The following is an 18,325-nucleotide window of genomic DNA, read 5'->3' on the forward strand; positions in this document are numbered from 1 at the left end:
GCAACCCGCGTGCTCGACGCGTGGGTTGCCGCGCACCACGGGGGCAGGCTTGTGGGGGACGTGATGGATTTCGGCACGCCGGGCAGCACGCACGCCCCGGCCGAACTCGCCTGGCTGCGCGGGGTCGACGCCTGCACCATGGGCGCCTATCCGCAGGCCGAGGAGGAGTTCCGGGCCGCCGTACGACTCGATCCCGCGATGGCTGACGCCTGGCTGGGCCTGCACGCGCTCCGAGTGGACACCACCAACGCCTTATTGCGCATGTACGCGCACCGGGACCGTTTCGGCGAGCAGCGGGCCCGCCACCGGCGGACGCTCAACTCCTGGTACTGGCTGGGCTGGTGGGTGCAGCCGGTGCTGGAGAGCCGGCGTGACCTCCTGCTGGCCCACGCCTCGCACTGGCTGGACGGCCGCCATGTGCCCGAGCTGGACCAGGCCCTGGCCGCCCTGCCCCCGGTGGACACCGATCCGCAGGTGCGGTTCCTGCACGCCTGCCGGGCGTACCTGGTCAAGGACTGGGAGCAACTGGTGCGGCACACGGAGCCCTTGGTGAACGATCCGCTGCTGGGCATCGAGGCGGGTCTGTTCGGCGGGATGGCCCGGGTCCGGCTGGAGATGTACGGCCAGGCCGAGCCGATGCTGTCGGCGGCGCTGATGCGGTGCCGCAGTGAGCAGCCGCAGCGCAAGGAGCTGCGGTACTGGCTGGCGCGGGCGCACGAGGGCACCGGGCGCAGCGCGGCGGCGCTGCCGCTGTACCGGGCGGTGCACCGGGTGGACCCGTCGTTCATGGACACGGCCGCCCGGCTGACTGCGATCGCCGACGGCGACGACGCCGACGACATGGCGGGGCTGGCGGGGTACTCCGGGTACGGGGCCTACGGCGGCCACGGCCTGTCCCCGGCCGGCGGGGACTTCGCCGCCGTGGCGCTCGGCGGGGGCGGCGGCGCAGGCGCCGGACCCGTCCAGGACCTCGCGGCGGACGGCCAGGTGGACGCGGAACCGCCACCGCCCGACCCGCCGGACGCGCGCTTCGGGCCCGGAGCACCGCCTACGGGCCGGGCGGGAGTCGTACGGCGCAAGGTGACCGTGCCGCCGCAGGCGGCGCCCGCGGGGCTCCCGGGCGGGCCGCCCGACCCGGCGGCGCTCGCCGAGGCGCTGGCGGAGCTGGAGCGGATGGTGGGTCTGGAGCCGGTCAAGCGGCAGGTGAAGGCGCTCTCCGCGCAGCTGCACATGGCACGGCTGCGGGCCGGTCAGGGGCTGCCGGTGCAGCCGCCGAAACGCCACTTCGTGTTCTCCGGCCCCTCCGGCACGGGCAAGACGACGGTGGCCCGGATCCTGGGCCGGGTGTTCTACGCGCTGGGGCTGCTCGGCGGCGACCACCTGGTGGAGGCCCAGCGGGCGGACCTGGTGGGCGAGTTCCTGGGGCAGACCGCCGTGAAGGCGAACGAGCTGATCGATTCGGCGATCGGCGGGGTGCTGTTCGTGGACGAGGCGTACAGCCTCTCCAACTCGGGGTACAGCAAGGGCGACGCGTACGGCGACGAGGCCCTGCAAGTGCTGCTCAAGCGGGCCGAGGACAACCGGGACCACCTGGTGGTGATCCTGGCCGGCTACCCGGCCGGGATGGACCGGCTGCTGGCCGCCAATCCGGGACTGTCCTCGCGGTTCACCACCCGGGTGGACTTCCCCAGCTATCGGCCGCTGGAGCTGACCGCGATCGGCGGGGTGCTGGCGGACGCGAACGGGGACCGCTGGGACGAGGAGGCTCTGGAGGAGCTGCGCAGCATCAGCGGGCACGTGGTGGAGCAGGGCTGGATCGACGAGCTCGGCAACGGCCGCTTCCTGCGCACCCTGTACGAGAAGAGCTGCGCCTACCGGGACCTGCGGCTGGCGGGCTTCGCGGGCGAGCCGTCGCGGGACGATCTGTCGACGCTGCGGCTGCCGGATCTGATGCAGGCGTACGGGGAGGTCTTGTCGGGCCGGGGTCCCCAGGACCGCTCGGAGCCCCCGCCGGCTCAGTGACCGGCGGGGACCCGCGCGGGCCGGAAACCCCGGCCGCGGAGCCGGGCCGGGGGGTCAGCCCGCCATGGCCCCCTCGGCCACCGGCGCGTGCACCACCGGTGCCCGGCGGGCGGCCGGAGTCGTGCGGTGCGCCGGGTCCCGTACCTCTCCCACCAGCATCTCCAGGACGTCCTCCATGGCGACCAGGCCCAGCACCCGCCCGGCCGCGTCCGCGACCTGCGCGAGGTGGGTGGCGTCCCGGCGCATGACGCTGAGCGCGTCGTCCAGCGGGAGGGTCGAGGACACGGTGGTCATCCGCCGCCAGACGCGCTGCGGCACGGCCCGCTCCCGGTCCTCCAGGTCCAGTACGTCCTTGACGTGCAGGTAGCCCATGAAGGCGGCGCCGCTCTCGGAGCGGACGGGAAACCGGGAGTAGCCGGTGCGCACCGTCAGCTGCTCGATCTGGCGCGGGGTGACCGCGGGGCCGACCGTGACGAGGCGGTCCCGGGCGAGCAGGACGTCGGTCACCGGGCGGCTGCCCAGTTCGAGGGCGTCCTCCAGCCGCTCCTGCTCACCGGGTTCCAGGAGCCCGGCCTGCCGGGAGTCCTCGACGAGCCGGCCGAGCTGGGCTCTGGTGTAGACGGCCTCGACCTCGTCCTTGGGCTCGACCTTGAAGAGCCGCAGGATCAGCGTGGCGCAGGCGCCCAGCGCGGTGGTGACCGGGCCGCAGACCCGGGCGAAGGCGACGAGGCCGGGGCTGAACCACAGGGCGGTCTTCTCGGGGGCGGCCATGGCGAGGTTCTTGGGGACCATCTCGCCGATGACCAGGTGCAGGAAGATCACCGCGGCGAGCGCGAGGGCGTAGCCGAGGGGGTGGATCAGGCTCTGCGGTACGTGGACGGCATGGAAGACGGGCTCCAGCAGCCGGGCCACCGTGGGTTCGGCGACCGCGCCGAGGGTGAGCGAGCACACGGTGATGCCGAACTGCGCGGCAGCCATCATCCGGGGCAGGTTCTCCAGGCCGTAGAGCACCTGGCGGGCCCGCTTGGAGCCGGCCGCGAGGGGCTCGATCTGGCTGCGCCGTACGGAGACGAGCGCGAACTCGGCGCCGACGAAGAAGCCGTTGGCGAGGACCAGGAGCAGGGCGAACACGAGCTGGAGGGCGTTCACCGGCCCACCGCTTCCAGCTCGGCGGAGGCGGCCGGGGCGGCGGCCCCCGCCCTTGCCCCGGCTCCGGCCCTTGCCCCGGCTCCGGCCGCGCCGTCCGGGCCGGCGCCGAGGGGCGCCTTACGGACCAGCCGGACCCGTTCGGCCCGGAAGCGGCCGACCCGGCGGACGGACAGCTTCCAGCCGGGGAGCTCGGCACGGTCCCCGGGGGCGGGGATGCGGCCGAGCAGGTCGGCGACGAGACCGGCGACGGTCTCGTACGGGCCCTCGGGCACCTCCAGGCCTATCCGGCGCAGGGTCTGCACCCGGCAGCTGCCGTCGGCCTCCCACGCGGGGCGGCCGTCCTCGGCGGGTACGGCGGCCAGCTCGGGGCCGTCGTCCTCCGCGCTGTCGTGCTCGTCGCGGACCTCGCCGACGAGTTCTTCCACGATGTCCTCCAGGGTGACCACGCCGGCGGTGCCGCCGTACTCGTCGACGACCACGGCCATCGGCTGTTCGCTGCGCAGCCGCTCCAGCAGCGGCTGCACCGGCAGGGAGCCGGGCACACGCAGCGGGGCGACGCAGATGCGGCTGACGGTGGTGCGGGCGCGCTCGGACTCGGGCACGGCGAGGGCGTCCTTGAGGTGGACCACGCCGGTGATCTCGTCGATGCGCTCGCGGTAGACGGGGAAGCGGGACAGCCCCGTGGCGCGGGTCAGGTTGAGCACGTCGGCCGCGGTGGCCGTGTGCTGGAGGGCGCTGACCTTCACCCGGGGGGTCATGACGTGCTGGGCCGTGAGCTCGCCCAGGGAGAGGGTGCGGACGAAGAGGTCGGCGGTGTCCTGTTCGAGGGCGCCGGCCTGGGCCGAATGGCGGACCAGGGAGACCAGCTCGCCGGGGGTGCGGGCGGAGGCCATCTCCTCCGTGGGCTCCACGCCGAGCGCCCGTACGAGGCGGTTGGCGACGGCGTTGAGCCCGGCGATGACCGGCCGGAAGGCGCGGGAGAAGGCGTACTGGGGCCCGGCGACGAAGCGGGCCACCTGGAGCGGCCGGGAGATCGCCCAGTTCTTGGGGACGAGCTCGCCGACGACCATCTGGACGGCGGAGGCGAGCAGCATGCCGATGACCACGGCCACGCCGGGGACGGCTCCCGTGGGCAGACCCGTCGCGGCGATCGGCCCGGACAGCAGGGCGGCGAGGGCCGACTCGGCCAGCATGCCGACCACGAGGGAGGTGATGGTGATGCCGAGCTGGGTGCCGGAGAGCTGGAAGGACAGCTCCCGCAGGGCCTTGACCACCGTACGGGCACGGCGGTCACCGTCGGCTGCGGCGCGTTCGGCCTCGGGTCTCTCCACGGTGACGAGGCCGAATTCGGCCGCCACGAAGAAACCGTTGGCGAGGATGAGAACGAACGCCGCCACGAGAAGGAGTAGCGGGATGGTCATGCCGCCGCCTCCGAGGGGAGGGCGGCGCGGGTATTACCGGACGGTCCGTCCATTGCTGGAGGGAGTCACTCCTCAAGTCGCAGGTGCCCGCGGGCCACGGGGTCCCGGGGCCGGTGGGAGGACGCACGGTCGCGCCCCGCCACCAGGTTAGTCACTGAGATCGCGGCCGCAATGGGACGCAGCGGTGAGCTGTCGTCCCGGTGTCCGGCTCACGGGGGGGGAGGCGGGGGCTCAGTGGTCGTGCGCCCCGGTTCCCCGGCTCTCGGCGAGCGCGCGCAGGGCTCGGGCGTCGCTGATGGCCTGCTGCTTGGCCACGCCGGGCTGGATGCCGAGGGCGGGCAGGCTGGTGCCGTCGCTGAGGTCGAGGAACACCCACGGGTCGCCGGGGCGGAGGTTGACGCGCAGGATCTGCGGCCACTCCAGGCGGTGGGTGGTGGTCAGGTTGACGACGGTGACGCCGGCCTCGTCGGCGACCACCTTGGGGCGGCTGAGGAGGACGAGTACGGAGGTCAGCAGGGCGCCGGTGAAGATGAAGCTGATCCGCTCCCCCGGGCTGAGGGTCTCCAGCAGCAGGGCGACCGCCGTGATGGTGGCGAACATGGCGAGCCCGACGCCCAGCAGCACGGCCCGCGTACGGGTCGGCCGGAAGGTGACCGGCAGGGCGGGCGGGGCGGGCTGGGCGGCGGACTCGCTCATGGTGCGTTGCCTTCGGGAGTCGTCGTACGGGTCAGAGGCGACAGGCGTGGATGGACGTGGTGAGGATCGCCCGCGCGCCGAGCTCGTACAGGTCGTCCATGATCCGCTGGGCCTCCTTGGCCGGGACCATGGCACGGACCGCGACCCAGCCTTCGTTGTGCAGCGGGGAGATGGTCGGCGACTCGAGGCCCGGGGTGAGGGCGACCGCGCGCTCCAGGTGCTCGGCGCGGCAGTCGTAGTCCATCATCACGTAGCTGCGCGCCACCAGGACGCCCTGCAGGCGGCGCAGGAACTGCTGCGCCTGCGGGTCGTCGGGGTCGGCGCCGTTGCGGCGGATGACCACGGCCTCGGACTGGAGGATCGGCTCGCCGATGACCTCCAGCCCGGCGTTGCGCAGGCTGGTGCCGGTCTCGACGACGTCCGCGATGATCTCGGCGACGCCGAGCTGGATCGCGGTCTCGACCGCACCGTCCAGGTGCACGACGGAGGCGTCGATCCCCTGGTCGGCGAGGTGCTTGGCGACAATTCCCTCGTACGAGGTCGCGATCGTCATGCCGTGGAAGTCCTGGAGGCCCTTCGCGGTGCCGGGCTTGGTGGCGTAGCGGAAGGTCGAGCGGCCGAAGTTCAGCGGCAGGATCTCCTCGGCGCTGGCGCCGGAGTCGAGCAGCAGGTCACGGCCGGTGATGCCGATGTCCAGCTTGCCCGAGGAGACGTAGATCGCGATGTCCTTGGGGCGGAGGTAGAAGAACTCCACCTCGTTCTCGGGGTCGACGACCACGAGCTCCTTGGACTCCTTGCGCTGGCGGTAGCCGGCCTCATGGAGCATCGCCGACGCCGGTCCGGAAAGTGAACCCTTGTTGGGGACGGCGATGCGCAGCATGGGGCTTCCTTTGATGCGTAGGTTGATGCGTAGGTGCGAAAGATGTGGGCGGGCGGGTGGACCGGCCGGGACCCGCGGGGGCGCTCCGGCCTAGAGGTGCGCGTAGACGTCGTCGAGGGAGATCCCGCGCGCCACCATCATCACCTGGACGTGGTAGAGCAGCTGGGAGATCTCCTCGGCGGCGGCTTCCTTGCCCTCGTACTCGGCCGCCATCCAGACCTCGGCGGCCTCCTCGACGACCTTCTTGCCGATGGCGTGGACGCCCTGGTGGACGAGCTCGGCGGTACGCGAGGTGCTGGGGTCGCCGTCGGCGGCCTTGAGCTGGAGCTCGGTGAAGAGCTCTTCGAAGCTCTTGGGGGATTTGTTCGCCATGATGGTCCTCAGAATAAGGGGTCGCCCGCCGCGACTCAGCGCCAGGGTTCGCTGACGGTCCGCAGGGTCATGGCCGTGGAGACGGCGGCGGTGACCGCTTCGTGCCCCTTGTCCTCGTTCGACCCCTCGAGCCCGGCGCGGTCCAGCGCCTGCTCGTCGTTGTCGCAGGTCAGTACGCCGAAGCCGACGGGGACTCCGGTGTCGATCGACACCTGCACCAGGCCCTGGGTGACGCCCTGGCAGACGTAGTCGAAGTGCGGGGTGCCGCCGCGGATGACCACGCCGAGGGCGACGATGGCATCGTATCCGCGACCGGCCAGTACCTTCGCCACGACGGGGAGCTCGAAGCTGCCGGGGACGCGCAGCACGGTCGGCTCGTCGATGCCCAGCTCGTGCAGGGCCCGCAGGGCTCCGTCGACCAGCCCGTCCATGACCTTCTCGTGCCACTGGGCCGCGATCACGGCGACTCGCAGGTCTCCGCAGTTCTTCACGCTCAGTTCGGGTGCGCCCTTGCCGCTCACAGCTCTGCTCCTCGGTGGTGTGCGTTGGGTGGTTGGTGTGCGTTGGATTCGATCGTTCGGACTGGTGTTGCCGGTGTCACTGGTTGCCGCAGGTCGTGACCACGACCTCGTCCAGCCAGGGCAGGTCGTGGCCCATCCGGTCGCGCTTGGTGCGCAGGTAGCGCAGATTGTGCTCGCCGGTCTCGCTCGGCATCGGCTCCCGGACGGAGACCGTGATGCCGTGCCGTTCGAGGGCGGCCGACTTGTCGGGGTTGTTGGTCAGCAGCCGGACGCTGTGCACGCCGAGGTCGGCGAGGATCTGCGCACCGGCCGCGTAGTCTCGGGCGTCGGCGGGCAGGCCCAGCTCCAGGTTGGCGTCGAGGGTGTCACGGCCGCGCTCCTGGAGTTCGTACGCGCGCAGCTTGGACAGGAGTCCGATGCCGCGGCCCTCGTGGCCCCGCAAGTAGACGACGACGCCGCGGCCGTCGGCCTTGATACGGGCCATGGACGCGTGCAGCTGGGGGCCGCAGTCGCAGCGCAGGGAGTGGAAGATGTCGCCGGTCAGGCACTCGGAGTGCATGCGGACCACGACGTCCTCGCCGTCGCCGATCTCGCCGTGGACGAGGGCGACGTGCTCGACCCCGTCGACGGTGGAGCGGTAGCCGTAGGCCGTGAAGTCTCCGAACGTCGTCGGCAGGCTGACCTCGGCCTCGCGGCGCACGGACGGCTCGGCGGAGCGGCGGTAGGCGATCAGGTCCTCGATGGAGATGATCGTCAGGCCGTGCTTGCGGGCGAAGGGGATCAGCTCGGGCAGGCGCAGCATGACGCCGTCCTCGCCGGCGATCTCCACGATGGCGCCGGCCGGGCGCAGGCCCGCGAGGCGGGCGAGGTCGACGGCGGCCTCGGTGTGGCCGTTGCGGACCAGGACGCCGCCGGGCTTGGCGCGCAGCGGGAAGATGTGGCCGGGGCGGACGAAGTCGGAGGGCTCGCAGGAGCCGGCCGCGAGCAGCCGCAGGGTGGTGGCGCGGTCGGCGGCCGAGATGCCGGTGGTGACGCCGTGGGCGGCGCTCGCGTCGACGGAGACGGTGAAGGCGGTCTTCATCGACTCGGTGTTGTTGCGGACCATCTGCGGCAGTTCGAGCCGGTCCAGCTCGGGGCCCTCCATGGGGGCGCAGATCAGGCCGCGGCACTCGCTCATCATGAAGGCGATGATCTCGGGGGTGGCCTTCTCGGCGGCGATGACGAGGTCGCCCTCGTTCTCGCGGTCCTCGTCGTCCACGACGACGATCGGCCGGCCGGCGGCGATGTCGCGGATGGCCTGTTCGACGGGGTCGAGCAGGAAGGTCTCTTCGGGGGCGGCATCGGGCACGGGCTTGAGGGGGGTCATGCCGTTGCTCCTTCGAGGGCCGGGGCGGAGGTGGTGCGCGAGCGCTGGTACCAGTCGTAGGCGCCCCACAGCACGAGGGCGAAGTACACGACGTAGACGAGGCCGGAGAAGGCCAGCCCGTTGTTGAAGGCGAGGGGGACGCCGACCAGGTCGACGAGGAGCCAGGCGAACCAGAACTCGACGAGGCCGCGGGCCTGGGCCACCATCGCGACGATGGTGCCGACGAAGATGTACGCGTCGGCCCACGGGCTCCAGGACAGGTGCGGGTAGAGGGTGAACAGGCCGCCGACGGCGAGGGTGCCGAGCACCGCGCCGGCGAGGAGCAGTCCGCGCTCCGTCCAGGTGGCGGTGCGCACGGCGATGGAGCCGTCCTGGGCCTGCTGCCTGCCGCGCTGCCAGGCGCGCCAGCCCCAGACGGCCACGCCGATGACCAGGAGCTGCTTGCCGACGCCGCCGGCGAGGTGGGCGGAGGCGTAGGCGGCGATGAGGATCAGGCCGGAGAGGAGCTGGGCGGGCCAGGTCCATATGGAACGGCGCCAGCCGAGGGCGAGGGCGGCCAGGCCCATCAGGTTGCCGATCATGTCGGACCAGATGACCTTCTGGCCGAAGACGGTGAAGGCCTCGGCGTTGAGCCACTCCAGGGCGCTCACCGCTCCGCCTTCCGGTCCGCTCCGAGCAGCCGCTCGACGTACTTCGCCAGGACGTCGACCTCAAGGTTGACCGGGTCGCCGAGCTGCTTGATGCCGAGCGTCGTCAGGTCGAGGGTGGTGGGGATGAGGCTGACGCTGAACCAGTCGGCGGCGGCCTCGACGACGGTGAGGCTGACGCCGTCCACCGTGATGGAGCCCTTCTCGACGACGTACCGCGAGAGGTTCTCCGGCAGCGCGACCCTGACGATCTCCCAGTGCTCGGAGGGGGTACGGGAGAGGATCTCGCCGGTGCCGTCCACGTGCCCCTGGACCAGGTGGCCGCCGAGTCGTCCGCCGAGGGCCATCGGGCGCTCCAGGTTGACGCGGGAGCCCTTGGTCAGGGCGCCGAGGCTGGAGCGGTTCAGCGTCTCCTGCATGACGTCGGCGGTGAACTCGCCGTCGACGGTCTCCACGACGGTCAGGCAGACGCCGTTGACGGCGATGGAGTCGCCGTGCTTGGCGCCCTCGGTGACGACGGGGCCGCGCAGGCGGAAGCGGGAGGCTTCGGCGAGCTGCTCGACGGCGGTGACCTCGCCCAGTTCTTCGACGATTCCGGTGAACACTCAGTGCTCCTTGAGGGCGGTGGGGACGGACGGGGCGGGCGTGGGGACGGCGGTGACGCGGAGGTCTGTACCGATGTGGGCGGTCTCGGTGATCCGGAGCCGGAGCGCCTCGGTGATCGTGCCGATGCCGGCGTCGCCGAGGGCGGTGGGGCCCGCGCCGAGGAGGACGGGGGCGAGATAGCCGACGACCTTGTCGACGGCGCCCGCGGCGATGAACGCGCCGGCGAGCGTCGGGCCGCCTTCGAGGAGGACGGAGCGCACTCCGCGCCGGTGCAGCTCGGCGAGGAGGGCGTCCACGGAGATCCCGCCCTTGTCGCGCGGGAGCCTGGCCAGCTCGACGCCGGCGAGGTGGCGGGTGGCTGCCTCTTCGAGGTTCTCGGCTACGACGATCAGGGTCGGGGCGGTCTCGTCCAGGACGCGGGCGCCGGGCCTGACGGTGGCGTGGGTGTCCAGAACGACGCGCAGCGGCTGGTCGGCGGCGGTGAAGCCGGCGAGTCCGCGTACCGCGAGGTGCGGGTCGTCGGCGCGCAGGGTGCCGGAGCCGACGACGATCGCGTCGGCCTCGGCGCGCAGCCGGTGCACGTCGGCTCGGGACTCGGCCGAGCTGATCCAGCGGCTGGTGCCGTCGGCGGCGGCGATCCTGCCGTCGAGGGTGGCGGCGTACTTCCACAGGACGTACGGGCGGCCCAGGCGCACGGAGGTCAGCCAGGCGGCGTTGCCCGCCTCGGCCTCGTCCGCGAGCAGCCCGGCCTCGGTGGCGACGCCGGCGGCGCGCAGGGTGAGGGAGCCGCCGCCGGCCTGCGGGTTCGGGTCGGGGACGGCGTAGACCACGCGGGTGATGCCCGCGTCGATGAGGGCCTGGGCGCAGGGCCCCGTACGGCCGGTGTGGTTGCAGGGTTCGAGGGTGACGTACGCGGTGCCGCCGCGGGCGGCGGGGCCGGCCGCGCGCAGGGCGTGGACCTCGGCGTGGGGGCCGCCGGCCCGCTCGTGCCAGCCTTCGCCGACGACGGTGCCCGTGGCGTCGGTGATGACGCAGCCGACGACCGGGTTGGGGCTGGTGGAGCCGAGTCCGCGGGCGGCGAGCTCGACGGCTCGGCGCATGTGGTGCGCGGCTGTGCCGGGTACTGCGTGCGCGGCGTGTGTCGCCACCGGGTCCTCCTGCCTCATCGGGCACGGACTCCGGGGCCTGTCGGGATACGACAGATGAAGCAGTACAGCGCACGCGGGGACGCCGAGGCCGGAAAACAGTCCGCTCGGGCATATCCGTGGGGATACGCCGAGGAACCGCCGACGGCGGCGTACCGGTGACTGGCCCGCCGCGCACTGCCTCCCATCCGGACTTTAACCGTCGGTCCAGGAATCTCACCTGGTCAACCGGCCGCTGGCTGCGGACGGGTCGCGGACTATAACCGCCGGTTCGGAATTACACCGACCCCGGAGTGCGCTGCTTACTGGTACTGAAGCCAGTTTGCCATGGGCGATCGGCGGCCATGCGGGTGAGGGTATGTGGCCTGGATCACAGGGGGTCGTTCGCCGCGGAGTCCGTCAAGTGGGACTGCGGTTGGTCCAGACCTATTGACGGGTTGGTCTAGTCCTCTTAACGTTCCCTTCATCTTCCCCGGGAACGGCCCGTCAGATGTGCGCACGTCACGGGTCCAACAAGCGCCACCCCTCTGCATGTTGTGTCCTGTCGTGTTCTGTCATCCTCCCCTCCCCAGGAGGCACAATGCCGTCCCCCACACGTACGAGAGCGATGCTTCTGGCATCCGGCGCCGCAATCGCCGGACTGCTGGTGGGCGGGCTCTCGGCGGGCGTCTCGCACGCCGCCGACCACGAGAGCTGTCGCCCCGACGGGCTGTACAAGACCGCCGGTGTCGACGTTCCGTACTGCTCGGTCTACGACTCCGAAGGCCGCGAGAAGATGGGCGCCGACCACCAGCGGCGCGTCATCGGCTACTTCACCGGCTGGCGCACCGGCAAGGACGGCACCCCCGCCTACCTCGCCCACGACATCCCGTGGTCCAAGGTCACTCACCTGAACTACGCCTTCGCCCACGTCGGCGCCGACAACAAGATCTCGGTCGGCGCGGACAACGCGAACAACGCCGCCACCGGGATGACCTGGCCGGGCGTCGCGGGCGCCGAGATGGACCCCGCCCTCCCCTACAAGGGCCACTTCAACCAGCTGACCAAATTCAAGAAGCAGTACCCGGACGTCAAGACGCTGATCTCGGTCGGCGGCTGGGCGGAGACCGGCGGCTACTTCGGGGACGACGGCAACCGGGTCGCCTCCGGCGGCTTCTACTCCATGGCCACCAACGCCGACGGCTCGGTCAACCAGGCGGGCATCGACACCTTCGCGGACTCCTCGGTCGAGTTCATCCGCAAGTACGGCTTCAACGGCGTCGACATCGACTACGAGTACCCGACCACCATGAAGGACGCGGGCAACCCGCTGGACTGGCAGCTGGCCAACGCCCGCCGCGCCGGCCTGGTCAAGGGATACGCGGCCCTGATGAAGTCCCTGCGGGAGAAGCTCGACCGCGCGGGCGCGGCCGACGGCAAGCACTACCTGCTCTCCGTCGCCGCCCCCTCCTCCGGCTACCTGCTCCGCGGCATGGAGACCTTCCAGACACAGAAGTACCTGGACTACGTCAACATCATGTCCTACGACCTGCACGGGGCCTGGAACGAGTACGTCGGCCCCAACGCCTCGCTCTTCGACGACGGCAAGGACGGCGAACTGGCCGCCGCGGGCGTCTACTCCACCTCCCAGTACGGCGGGATCGGCTACCTCAACACCGACTGGGCCTACCACTACTTCCGCGGCTCCATGCCGGGCGGCCGCATCAACATCGGCCTGCCGTACTACACCCGCGGCTTCAAGAACGTTCAAGGTGGCACCGACGGCCTGTGGGGCAAGGCCCCCGCGACCACCTGCCCGGCCGGTGCCGGCCTGACCAAGTGCGGCGACGGCGCGGTCGGTATCGACAACCTGTGGCACGACAAGGACACCAACGGGGCCGAGTCCCCTGCGGGCTCCAACCCGATGTGGCACGCCAAGAACCTGGAGAAGGGCGTCGTCGGCGACTACGCCGCCCGGTACGGCTTCCCCGCGAACACCACGCTGACCGGCACCTACGTGCGCAAGTACGACTCCACCCTGGTGGCGCCGTGGCTGTGGAACGCCCAGAAGAAGGTCTTCCTCTCCACCGAGGACGAGCAGTCGGTCAAGGCCAAGGCCGACTACGTGGTCGCCAAGGGCATCGGCGGCACGATGGTCTGGGAGCTGGCGGGCGACTACTCCTACAACGCGGCCAAGGGCCAGTACGAGATGGGCGACACGCTCACCGACGCGATGTACCAGAAGTTCAAGTCGGCTCCCCCGTACGGCGCCAAGCGCGCCACGATCACCATGCCGACCGAGGCGATCAAGGTGGACGCGGAGTTCGGGCAGTTCCCGCTCGGCGACTCCAACTACCCGATCAGCCCCAAGCTGAAGATCACCAACAACACGGCGGCGACCCTGCCGGGCGGTACGGAGTTCCAGTTCGACTACTCCTCCTCCGCGCCCGCCAACGCCAAGGACCAGTCCGGCTGGAACACCACGATCGTCCGCAGCGACCACACCGGCACCAACGTGGGCGGGCTGAAGGGCGACTACAACCGGGTGTCGCTGAAGCTGCCGGCCTGGCAGTCGCTGGCCCCGGGTGCCTCGGCCGAACTGGACTTCGTCTACTACCTGCCGACCTCCACCCCGTCCAACTGGACGGTGAGCTTCGGCGGCAGGACGTACGGCATCGCCGGTGACCTGGCGCGCGGTGCGAAGGTGGTGGAGCCGGGCGGTACGACGCCCCCGCCGACGACCACCCCGCCCACCACCGCGCCGCCGACCACCGCGCCGCCGACCACGCCTCCCCCGACGACCGCGCCTCCGACGGGTGGTAGCTGCACCGGCCCGGCGTACGTGGCCGGGACGGTGTACACGGCCGGGACGCTCGTGTCCCACAAGGGCCGTGTCTGGAAGGCCCAGTGGTGGACGCAGAACGAGGAACCCGGCACCACGGGCGAGTGGGGCGTCTGGAAGGACCAGGGCGCCTGCTGACACCCGCCGGGTGAGAAGCCGCCGTTCGTGAGAACGTGAAGCCGTGAGGACCCGGTGGCCCGGCGGCCACCGGGTCCTCACGCGTGTGCCCGGCGCCGGGTGTCTGGCAGGCTGCTCGGGTGAGCACCCATGGGACCGCACCCGTCGCGGAATTCGAGCAACACCGGCCCCGGATGTTCGGCATCGCCTACCGCATGCTCGGCTCCGCCGCGGAGGCCGAGGACACCGTCCAGGACGCCTACCTGCGCTGGAGCGCCGCCGACCGCGCCGGCATCGAGGCGCCCGGGGCGTGGCTCGCCAAGGTCGTCACCCACCTGTGCCTCAACCGGCTCACCTCGGCGCGCGCCCGCCGCGAGGAGTACGTCGGCCCCTGGCTCCCCGAGCCGGTCCTCACCGGGGACGGGACGCTGGGCCCGCTGGAGTCGGCCGAGCAGCGGGACAGCGTGTCCATGGCCCTGCTCGTGCTGCTGGAGCAGCTCACGCCGGTGGAGCGCGCGGTGTACGTGCTGCGCGAGGCCTTCGCGTACGGCCACCGGGAGATCGCCGGGCTCCTCGACCTCTCCGAGGCCAACTGCCGCCAGCTCTACCGGCGGGCCGCGGGCCGGGTGGCCGCCGGGGCTCCGAAGCCGCGCTTCGAGCCGGACCCGGCCCAGTGGCAGGGCCTGGTGGAGACCTTCCTGGCGGCGGCGCGCAGCGGGGACCTGGCCCGGCTGGAGAGTTTGCTGACGGCCGACGTCCGGTACGTGTCGGACGGCGGCGGCGTGGTCAACGCGGCGAGGCGGCCGATCCTGGGCCGGGACAAGGTGGCCCGCTTCTCGATCGGCGCGCTGGAGAGGTTCGCGGCGGACCTCCCGGTCACCGTCGCCGAGGTCAACGGGTCGCCCGCACTGCTCTTCGGCGAGGTGGCGGTCCTGCTCGTGGAATTCGAGAACGGACTGGTCAGCGGCATGCAGACGGTGGTGAACCCGGAGAAGCTGGAATTCCTCCGGCGCCAGCTGTCACATTCCTGACGGCTGTCCGGTCTCCGCTGGTGAACGCACCTCTTCAGGAAGGACGACGCCCATGAGCACCATCCTCGTCACCGGAGGCACCGGGAACCTCGGCTCGCTCGTCACCGAGCGGCTGCGGGCGGCGGGTCACGACGTACGCGTCCTGAGCCGGCACTCCCCCGACCACCCGGTCGACCTGCGGAACGGCAGCGGGCTGGACGCGGCGATGGCGGGCGCGGACGTGGTCGTGCACTGCGCGAGCTCGCCGCGCGGCGGCGACGACGTGGCCGCCGGGCACCTCATCGAGGCGGCCCGGCGGGCCGGGACCGTCAAGAACCTCGTCTACATCTCGATCGTCGGGGTCGATGTGGTCCCGCTCGGCTACTACAGGACGAAGCTCGCGGTGGAGCGGATGCTGGAGCGGTCCGGGCTCGGCGTGACGATCCTGCGGACGACCCAGTTCCACGACCTGGTGGCGCAGGTGGTGGACGCGGCGGCGAAGCTTCCCGTGGCGCCGCTGCCGCACGGCGTCCGGGTGCAGCCGATCGCCGTCGAGGAGGTCGCGGACCGGCTGGCCGAGCTGGCGGTCCCCACCCCGGCGGGCCGGGTCCCGGACATGGGCGGCCCGGAGATCCGCACCCTGCCGGAGCTGGGCCGGGCGTACCTGGCGGCAACGGGGCGCCGCCGCCGGATCGTTCCGCTGCCGCTCGCGGGGAAGGCGTACGCGGGCTTCAAGCGCGGCGGGAACCTGGCCCCCTCGCACGCGGCGGGCCGGGTCACCTTCGCGGAGTTCCTGGCGGGGCGGGCGCGGGGACGTTGACGCGCGGTTGCCCCTTGCGGCGGGCGCTGTATCCGGTCAGGCACGCGTACGCCGGGGCGGGCACCTCGTCTTCCCGCCGGCCTCACGGCTCCGCACATGACCGCCCGGACGAGCCGAGGGGCACCGGTGTCCCCTCATGCTCCGAACAGCACCTCCTGCGCCGCCTCCCGCGCCGCCAGCCGCGCCCCCTCCAGGACCGCGGGGCCGCCCAGGGCCGTGGCGCGGACCTCCGTGGGAACGGGGGTCAGGGTGGCCAGGCGGCGGGCGACGCGGGCGGCGAGGGCGGGGCCGCCCGCGCGGCCGAGTTCGCCCGCCAGTACCACGCATCCCGGATCCAGGACCGCTGCGACGGCCGCCGCGCCCAGCGCGAGCCGCTCGGCGAGGGCGTCGAGGAACGGCTCCCCGGCGGCGCCCGCCACGGCCTCCTCCGCCGGGCCGTGGAAGCCGTGCTCCGCGGCCAGGGCCGTCACGGCGTCCCGGCCGGTCAGGGCGTGGAAGCCGCCGCCGCAGTCGGTGGCGGAGGGCAAGCCGTCGGTGCCCGGCACCGGGAGGAAGCCGATCTCGCCCGCGCCGCCCGAGGCGCCCCGGCGCAGCCGGCCGTCCAGGACCACCGCGGCGCCGACGCCCGCGCCGAGCCACAGCAGGACGAAGGATTCCAGGTCGCGGGCGACGCCCAGGCGCTGTTCGGCGAGGGCGGCGAGGTTGGTCTCGTTCTCGACCACCACCACGGCGGGCAGGCTGCGCTGGAGGGCGTTGACCAGGTGCCGGTGCCAGGCGGGCAGGCCGGTGGTGTCGCGGAGTTCGCCGGTGGCGGGGGCCACCAGGCCGGGGGCGCCGATGACGACGGTGTGCAGGTGCGCCGCCCCGGCCTCGCGGGCCGTGCGCAGCAGGGCCGCCACCGCGTCCTCGGGGGCGCCGACGGGCAGGGCGGCCTCGGCCAGGGGGCGGCCGAGGAGGTCGGTGACCACGGCCGTGACGCCGTCCGTGCGCACGTCGAGCGCGGCCAGGTACGCGCGGCGGGCGACGATCCCGTACAGCCGGGCGTTGGGGCCGCGCCGCTGTTCGCCGGACTCCCCGACCACCTCGATCAGGCCGGCCTCGGTGAGCCGCTCGATGAGGTCGGCGACCGAGGGGCGGGAGAGGCCCGTCATGGTCTTGAGCTGGGTGGCCGTCAGCGGCCCGGATTCCTGGAGCAGCCGAAGGGCCAGCCGGTCGTTGATGGCCCGGGCGGTGCTCGGCGAGGCGGGCGAGGGGGCGGCGGCGGAGGGCGTGGCGGAGGGAGCGAACGTGGCGAAGGTGGCGAGGGCCTTGGCGGGAGTCACGGCGCCCATCCTAGGGAGGGGAAAGTCATCAACCATCAGGCAGGCTCCCTGATAGTTTACGGTCATGACCGGGGAAACCGACCTCAGCCCGGCGCGACTGCGCCATGCCCGTTCGGCCATCGCCGCCGTCTTCTGCGCCCACGGCGCCGTCACGGGGTCCTTCGCCACCCGCATCCCCTGGATCCAGGACCACGCGCAGCTCAGCGCGGGCACCCTGGGGCTCGCCCTCGCCTTCCCCGCCCTCGGCGCGGCGCTCGCGATGCCGCTGGCCGGGCGGATCAACCACCGCTTCGGGGCCCGCACCGCCCTGCGGGCTCTGCTGGCGATGTGGACCCTGTCCCTCGTCCTGCCGAGCCTGGCCCCGAACCTGCCCGTCCTGTGCTTCGCGCTCTTCGTCTACGGAGCCACCTCCGGCATGTCGGACGTGGCGATGAACGCGCTGGGCGTGGAGACCGAGAACCGGCTCGGCCGCTCGATCATGTCCTCGCTGCACGGCATGTGGAGCGTGGGCGCCCTCCTCGGCTCCGCCGCCGGTACGGTCGCCGCGCACACCGGCGCCGACGCACGGCTGCACCACCTGATCGCCGCGCTCGCCCTCACCGCGGCCGGGCTGGTCGCCGTACGCGGGGTGCTGGACCTGCGGAGCGCCGAGGAGGCGCAGGCGCCGCCGCACTTCGCGCTGCCCCCCAAGTCCGCCCTGCTCATCGGCGCCATCGGTTTCTGCGCGGTCTTCGCGGAGGGCGCGAGCCTGGACTGGTCGGCGGTCTACCTCCGGGACGTCCTGCACACGGACGACGGCCTGGCCGCCGCCTCCACCACCGCCTTCGCGCTCACCATGGCCGTCGCCCGGCTCGCCGGGGACCGGGTGGTGGACCGGTTCGGAGCGGTGCTCACGGTCCGGGTGAGCGGCGTACTGGCCACCGCCGGCGGGCTGCTCGTGATCACGGTCCGCCATCCGGCGGCCGCCCTGGCCGGCTTCGGGCTGATCGGGCTCGGCATCGCGGTGGTGGTCCCCCTGGCCTTCGCGGCAGCCGCGCGCAGCGGTCCCGCCCCGGCGCAGGCCATCGCCGGTGTCGCGACAATCACGTACACCTCGGGGCTGATCGCACCGTCGGCGATCGGAGCGGTGGCCGACGCGACCTCGCTCGTGGTCTCCTTCGGACTGGTCACCCTGCTGGCCTTCGCGCTGGTCGTGGGAGCCACCGTGCTGCGGCAGAAGCCCGCGGCGGGGCGGGCCGGGGCACAGCCGGCGACGGGCACGGACCCGGCCAATCGGGACGAACCTTCCTCTATCCGGCCGTAACATATCTCTGGTACCTCGCTCTTGTGCGTACGCAGATCGTTCGTCCATCGTTCGTACAACATCGTTCGTACAACATCGTTCGTACACCGTCGGCCGCAGCGGCAGCT

At 72.4% G+C, this 18,325-nt stretch carries 16 protein-coding genes and 1 riboswitch; of the genes, 5 read left to right on the forward strand and 11 right to left on the reverse strand.

What is annotated here, in order from left to right:
* The first annotated feature begins 63 nt into the window (after positions 1-63).
* A complete protein-coding gene (locus ABZX75_RS18090; protein ID WP_355411525.1) occupies positions 64-2,022 on the forward strand; it encodes an AAA family ATPase in 1,959 nt (652 codons plus the stop codon).
* Positions 2,023-2,076: 54 nt separating this feature from the next.
* Here ABZX75_RS18090 and ABZX75_RS18095 read toward each other — a convergent pair whose 3' ends face one another.
* From ABZX75_RS18095 to ribD, 10 genes are all read right to left on the reverse strand, one after another.
* Positions 2,077-3,171 (reverse strand): hemolysin family protein, encoded by a 1,095-nt coding sequence (locus ABZX75_RS18095; protein ID WP_355411527.1) that lies wholly within the window; start codon positions 3,169-3,171, stop codon positions 2,077-2,079.
* Positions 3,168-4,592 (reverse strand): hemolysin family protein, encoded by a 1,425-nt coding sequence (locus tag ABZX75_RS18100; protein ID WP_355411529.1) that lies wholly within the window; start codon positions 4,590-4,592, stop codon positions 3,168-3,170. The genes ABZX75_RS18095 and ABZX75_RS18100 overlap by 4 nt, the downstream gene beginning before the upstream one ends.
* Positions 4,593-4,823: 231 nt before the next feature.
* The gene (locus tag ABZX75_RS18105; protein ID WP_355411531.1) at positions 4,824-5,288 is read right to left on the reverse strand and encodes a PH domain-containing protein; all 465 of its coding nucleotides are present in this window, start codon (positions 5,286-5,288) and stop codon (positions 4,824-4,826) included.
* 31 nt (positions 5,289-5,319) lie between these two features.
* Positions 5,320-6,168 carry an ATP phosphoribosyltransferase gene (hisG, locus tag ABZX75_RS18110; protein WP_355411533.1) on the reverse strand — a complete coding sequence of 283 codons (849 nt, stop codon included), beginning with the start codon at positions 6,166-6,168 and terminating at the stop codon, positions 5,320-5,322.
* Positions 6,169-6,258: 90 nt separating this feature from the next.
* Positions 6,259-6,540 (reverse strand): phosphoribosyl-ATP diphosphatase, encoded by a 282-nt coding sequence (locus ABZX75_RS18115; protein ID WP_355411535.1) that lies wholly within the window; start codon positions 6,538-6,540, stop codon positions 6,259-6,261.
* Positions 6,541-6,575: 35 nt separating this feature from the next.
* Positions 6,576-7,061: a 6,7-dimethyl-8-ribityllumazine synthase gene (gene ribH / locus ABZX75_RS18120; protein ID WP_215031692.1), complete on the reverse strand. Its 486-nt coding sequence runs from the start codon at positions 7,059-7,061 to the stop codon at positions 6,576-6,578.
* A gap of 76 nt (positions 7,062-7,137) precedes the next feature.
* Positions 7,138-8,427, reverse strand: coding sequence for a bifunctional 3,4-dihydroxy-2-butanone-4-phosphate synthase/GTP cyclohydrolase II (locus ABZX75_RS18125; protein ID WP_355411537.1), 1,290 nt, complete (start codon positions 8,425-8,427; stop codon positions 7,138-7,140).
* Positions 8,424-9,077, reverse strand: coding sequence for a nicotinamide mononucleotide transporter family protein (locus tag ABZX75_RS18130; protein WP_355411539.1), 654 nt, complete (start codon positions 9,075-9,077; stop codon positions 8,424-8,426). Before ABZX75_RS18130 ends, ABZX75_RS18125 begins: the two co-directional genes overlap by 4 nt.
* Positions 9,074-9,679, reverse strand: a complete 606-nt coding sequence (locus tag ABZX75_RS18135) for a riboflavin synthase (protein WP_355411541.1) — start codon at positions 9,677-9,679, stop codon at positions 9,074-9,076. The genes ABZX75_RS18130 and ABZX75_RS18135 overlap by 4 nt, the downstream gene beginning before the upstream one ends.
* On the reverse strand, positions 9,680-10,780 hold the full coding sequence (gene ribD, locus ABZX75_RS18140; RefSeq protein WP_355411817.1) for a bifunctional diaminohydroxyphosphoribosylaminopyrimidine deaminase/5-amino-6-(5-phosphoribosylamino)uracil reductase RibD: 1,101 nt from the start codon (positions 10,778-10,780) through the stop codon (positions 9,680-9,682). It lies immediately after the preceding gene.
* A 215-nt stretch (positions 10,781-10,995) separates the two neighbouring features.
* Positions 10,996-11,126: riboswitch (FMN riboswitch) on the reverse strand.
* A 279-nt stretch (positions 11,127-11,405) separates the two neighbouring features.
* Here ribD and ABZX75_RS18145 point away from each other — a divergent pair.
* From ABZX75_RS18145 to ABZX75_RS18155, 3 genes are all read left to right on the forward strand, one after another.
* Positions 11,406-13,784, forward strand: coding sequence for a chitinase C-terminal domain-containing protein (locus ABZX75_RS18145; protein ID WP_355411543.1), 2,379 nt, complete (start codon positions 11,406-11,408; stop codon positions 13,782-13,784).
* A gap of 119 nt (positions 13,785-13,903) precedes the next feature.
* On the forward strand, positions 13,904-14,794 hold the full coding sequence (locus ABZX75_RS18150; RefSeq protein ID WP_355411545.1) for an RNA polymerase sigma-70 factor: 891 nt from the start codon (positions 13,904-13,906) through the stop codon (positions 14,792-14,794).
* Positions 14,795-14,846: 52 nt separating this feature from the next.
* On the forward strand, positions 14,847-15,593 hold the full coding sequence (locus ABZX75_RS18155; protein WP_355411547.1) for an NAD(P)H-binding protein: 747 nt from the start codon (positions 14,847-14,849) through the stop codon (positions 15,591-15,593).
* A 134-nt stretch (positions 15,594-15,727) separates the two neighbouring features.
* On the opposite strand, the gene ABZX75_RS18160 is transcribed toward ABZX75_RS18155, so the two are convergent.
* Positions 15,728-16,924: an ROK family transcriptional regulator gene (locus ABZX75_RS18160; RefSeq protein WP_355411549.1), complete on the reverse strand. Its 1,197-nt coding sequence runs from the start codon at positions 16,922-16,924 to the stop codon at positions 15,728-15,730.
* Positions 16,925-16,979: 55 nt separating this feature from the next.
* Here ABZX75_RS18160 and ABZX75_RS18165 point away from each other — a divergent pair, with 55 nt between their 5' ends.
* Positions 16,980-18,218, forward strand: a complete 1,239-nt coding sequence (locus tag ABZX75_RS18165; protein ID WP_355411551.1) for an MFS transporter — start codon at positions 16,980-16,982, stop codon at positions 18,216-18,218.
* The last annotated feature ends 107 nt before the right edge of the window (positions 18,219-18,325 follow it).

The organism is Streptomyces sp. NPDC003038, assembly GCF_040611115.1.
GTDB lineage: Bacteria > Actinomycetota > Actinomycetes > Streptomycetales > Streptomycetaceae > Streptomyces.

Bases quoted from the DNA above. Each gene is read 5' to 3' on its own strand.
- hisG (WP_355411533.1), bottom strand. From the start codon at position 6,168: ATGCTGCGCATCGCCGTCCCCAACAAGGGTTCACTTTCCGGACCGGCG.
- ABZX75_RS18105 (WP_355411531.1), bottom strand. From the start codon at position 5,288: ATGAGCGAGTCCGCCGCCCAGCCCGCCCCGCCCGCCCTGCCGGTCACC.
- ribD (WP_355411817.1), bottom strand. From the start codon at position 10,780: ATGCGCCGAGCCGTCGAGCTCGCCGCCCGCGGACTCGGCTCCACCAGC.
- ABZX75_RS18115 (WP_355411535.1), bottom strand. From the start codon at position 6,540: ATGGCGAACAAATCCCCCAAGAGCTTCGAAGAGCTCTTCACCGAGCTC.
- ABZX75_RS18165 (WP_355411551.1), top strand. From the start codon at position 16,980: ATGACCGGGGAAACCGACCTCAGCCCGGCGCGACTGCGCCATGCCCGT.
- ABZX75_RS18145 (WP_355411543.1), top strand. From the start codon at position 11,406: ATGCCGTCCCCCACACGTACGAGAGCGATGCTTCTGGCATCCGGCGCC.
- ABZX75_RS18090 (WP_355411525.1), top strand. From the start codon at position 64: ATGGATTTCGGCACGCCGGGCAGCACGCACGCCCCGGCCGAACTCGCC.
- ABZX75_RS18160 (WP_355411549.1), bottom strand. From the start codon at position 16,924: ATGGGCGCCGTGACTCCCGCCAAGGCCCTCGCCACCTTCGCCACGTTC.
- ABZX75_RS18125 (WP_355411537.1), bottom strand. From the start codon at position 8,427: ATGACCCCCCTCAAGCCCGTGCCCGATGCCGCCCCCGAAGAGACCTTC.
- ABZX75_RS18155 (WP_355411547.1), top strand. From the start codon at position 14,847: ATGAGCACCATCCTCGTCACCGGAGGCACCGGGAACCTCGGCTCGCTC.
- ABZX75_RS18100 (WP_355411529.1), bottom strand. From the start codon at position 4,592: ATGACCATCCCGCTACTCCTTCTCGTGGCGGCGTTCGTTCTCATCCTC.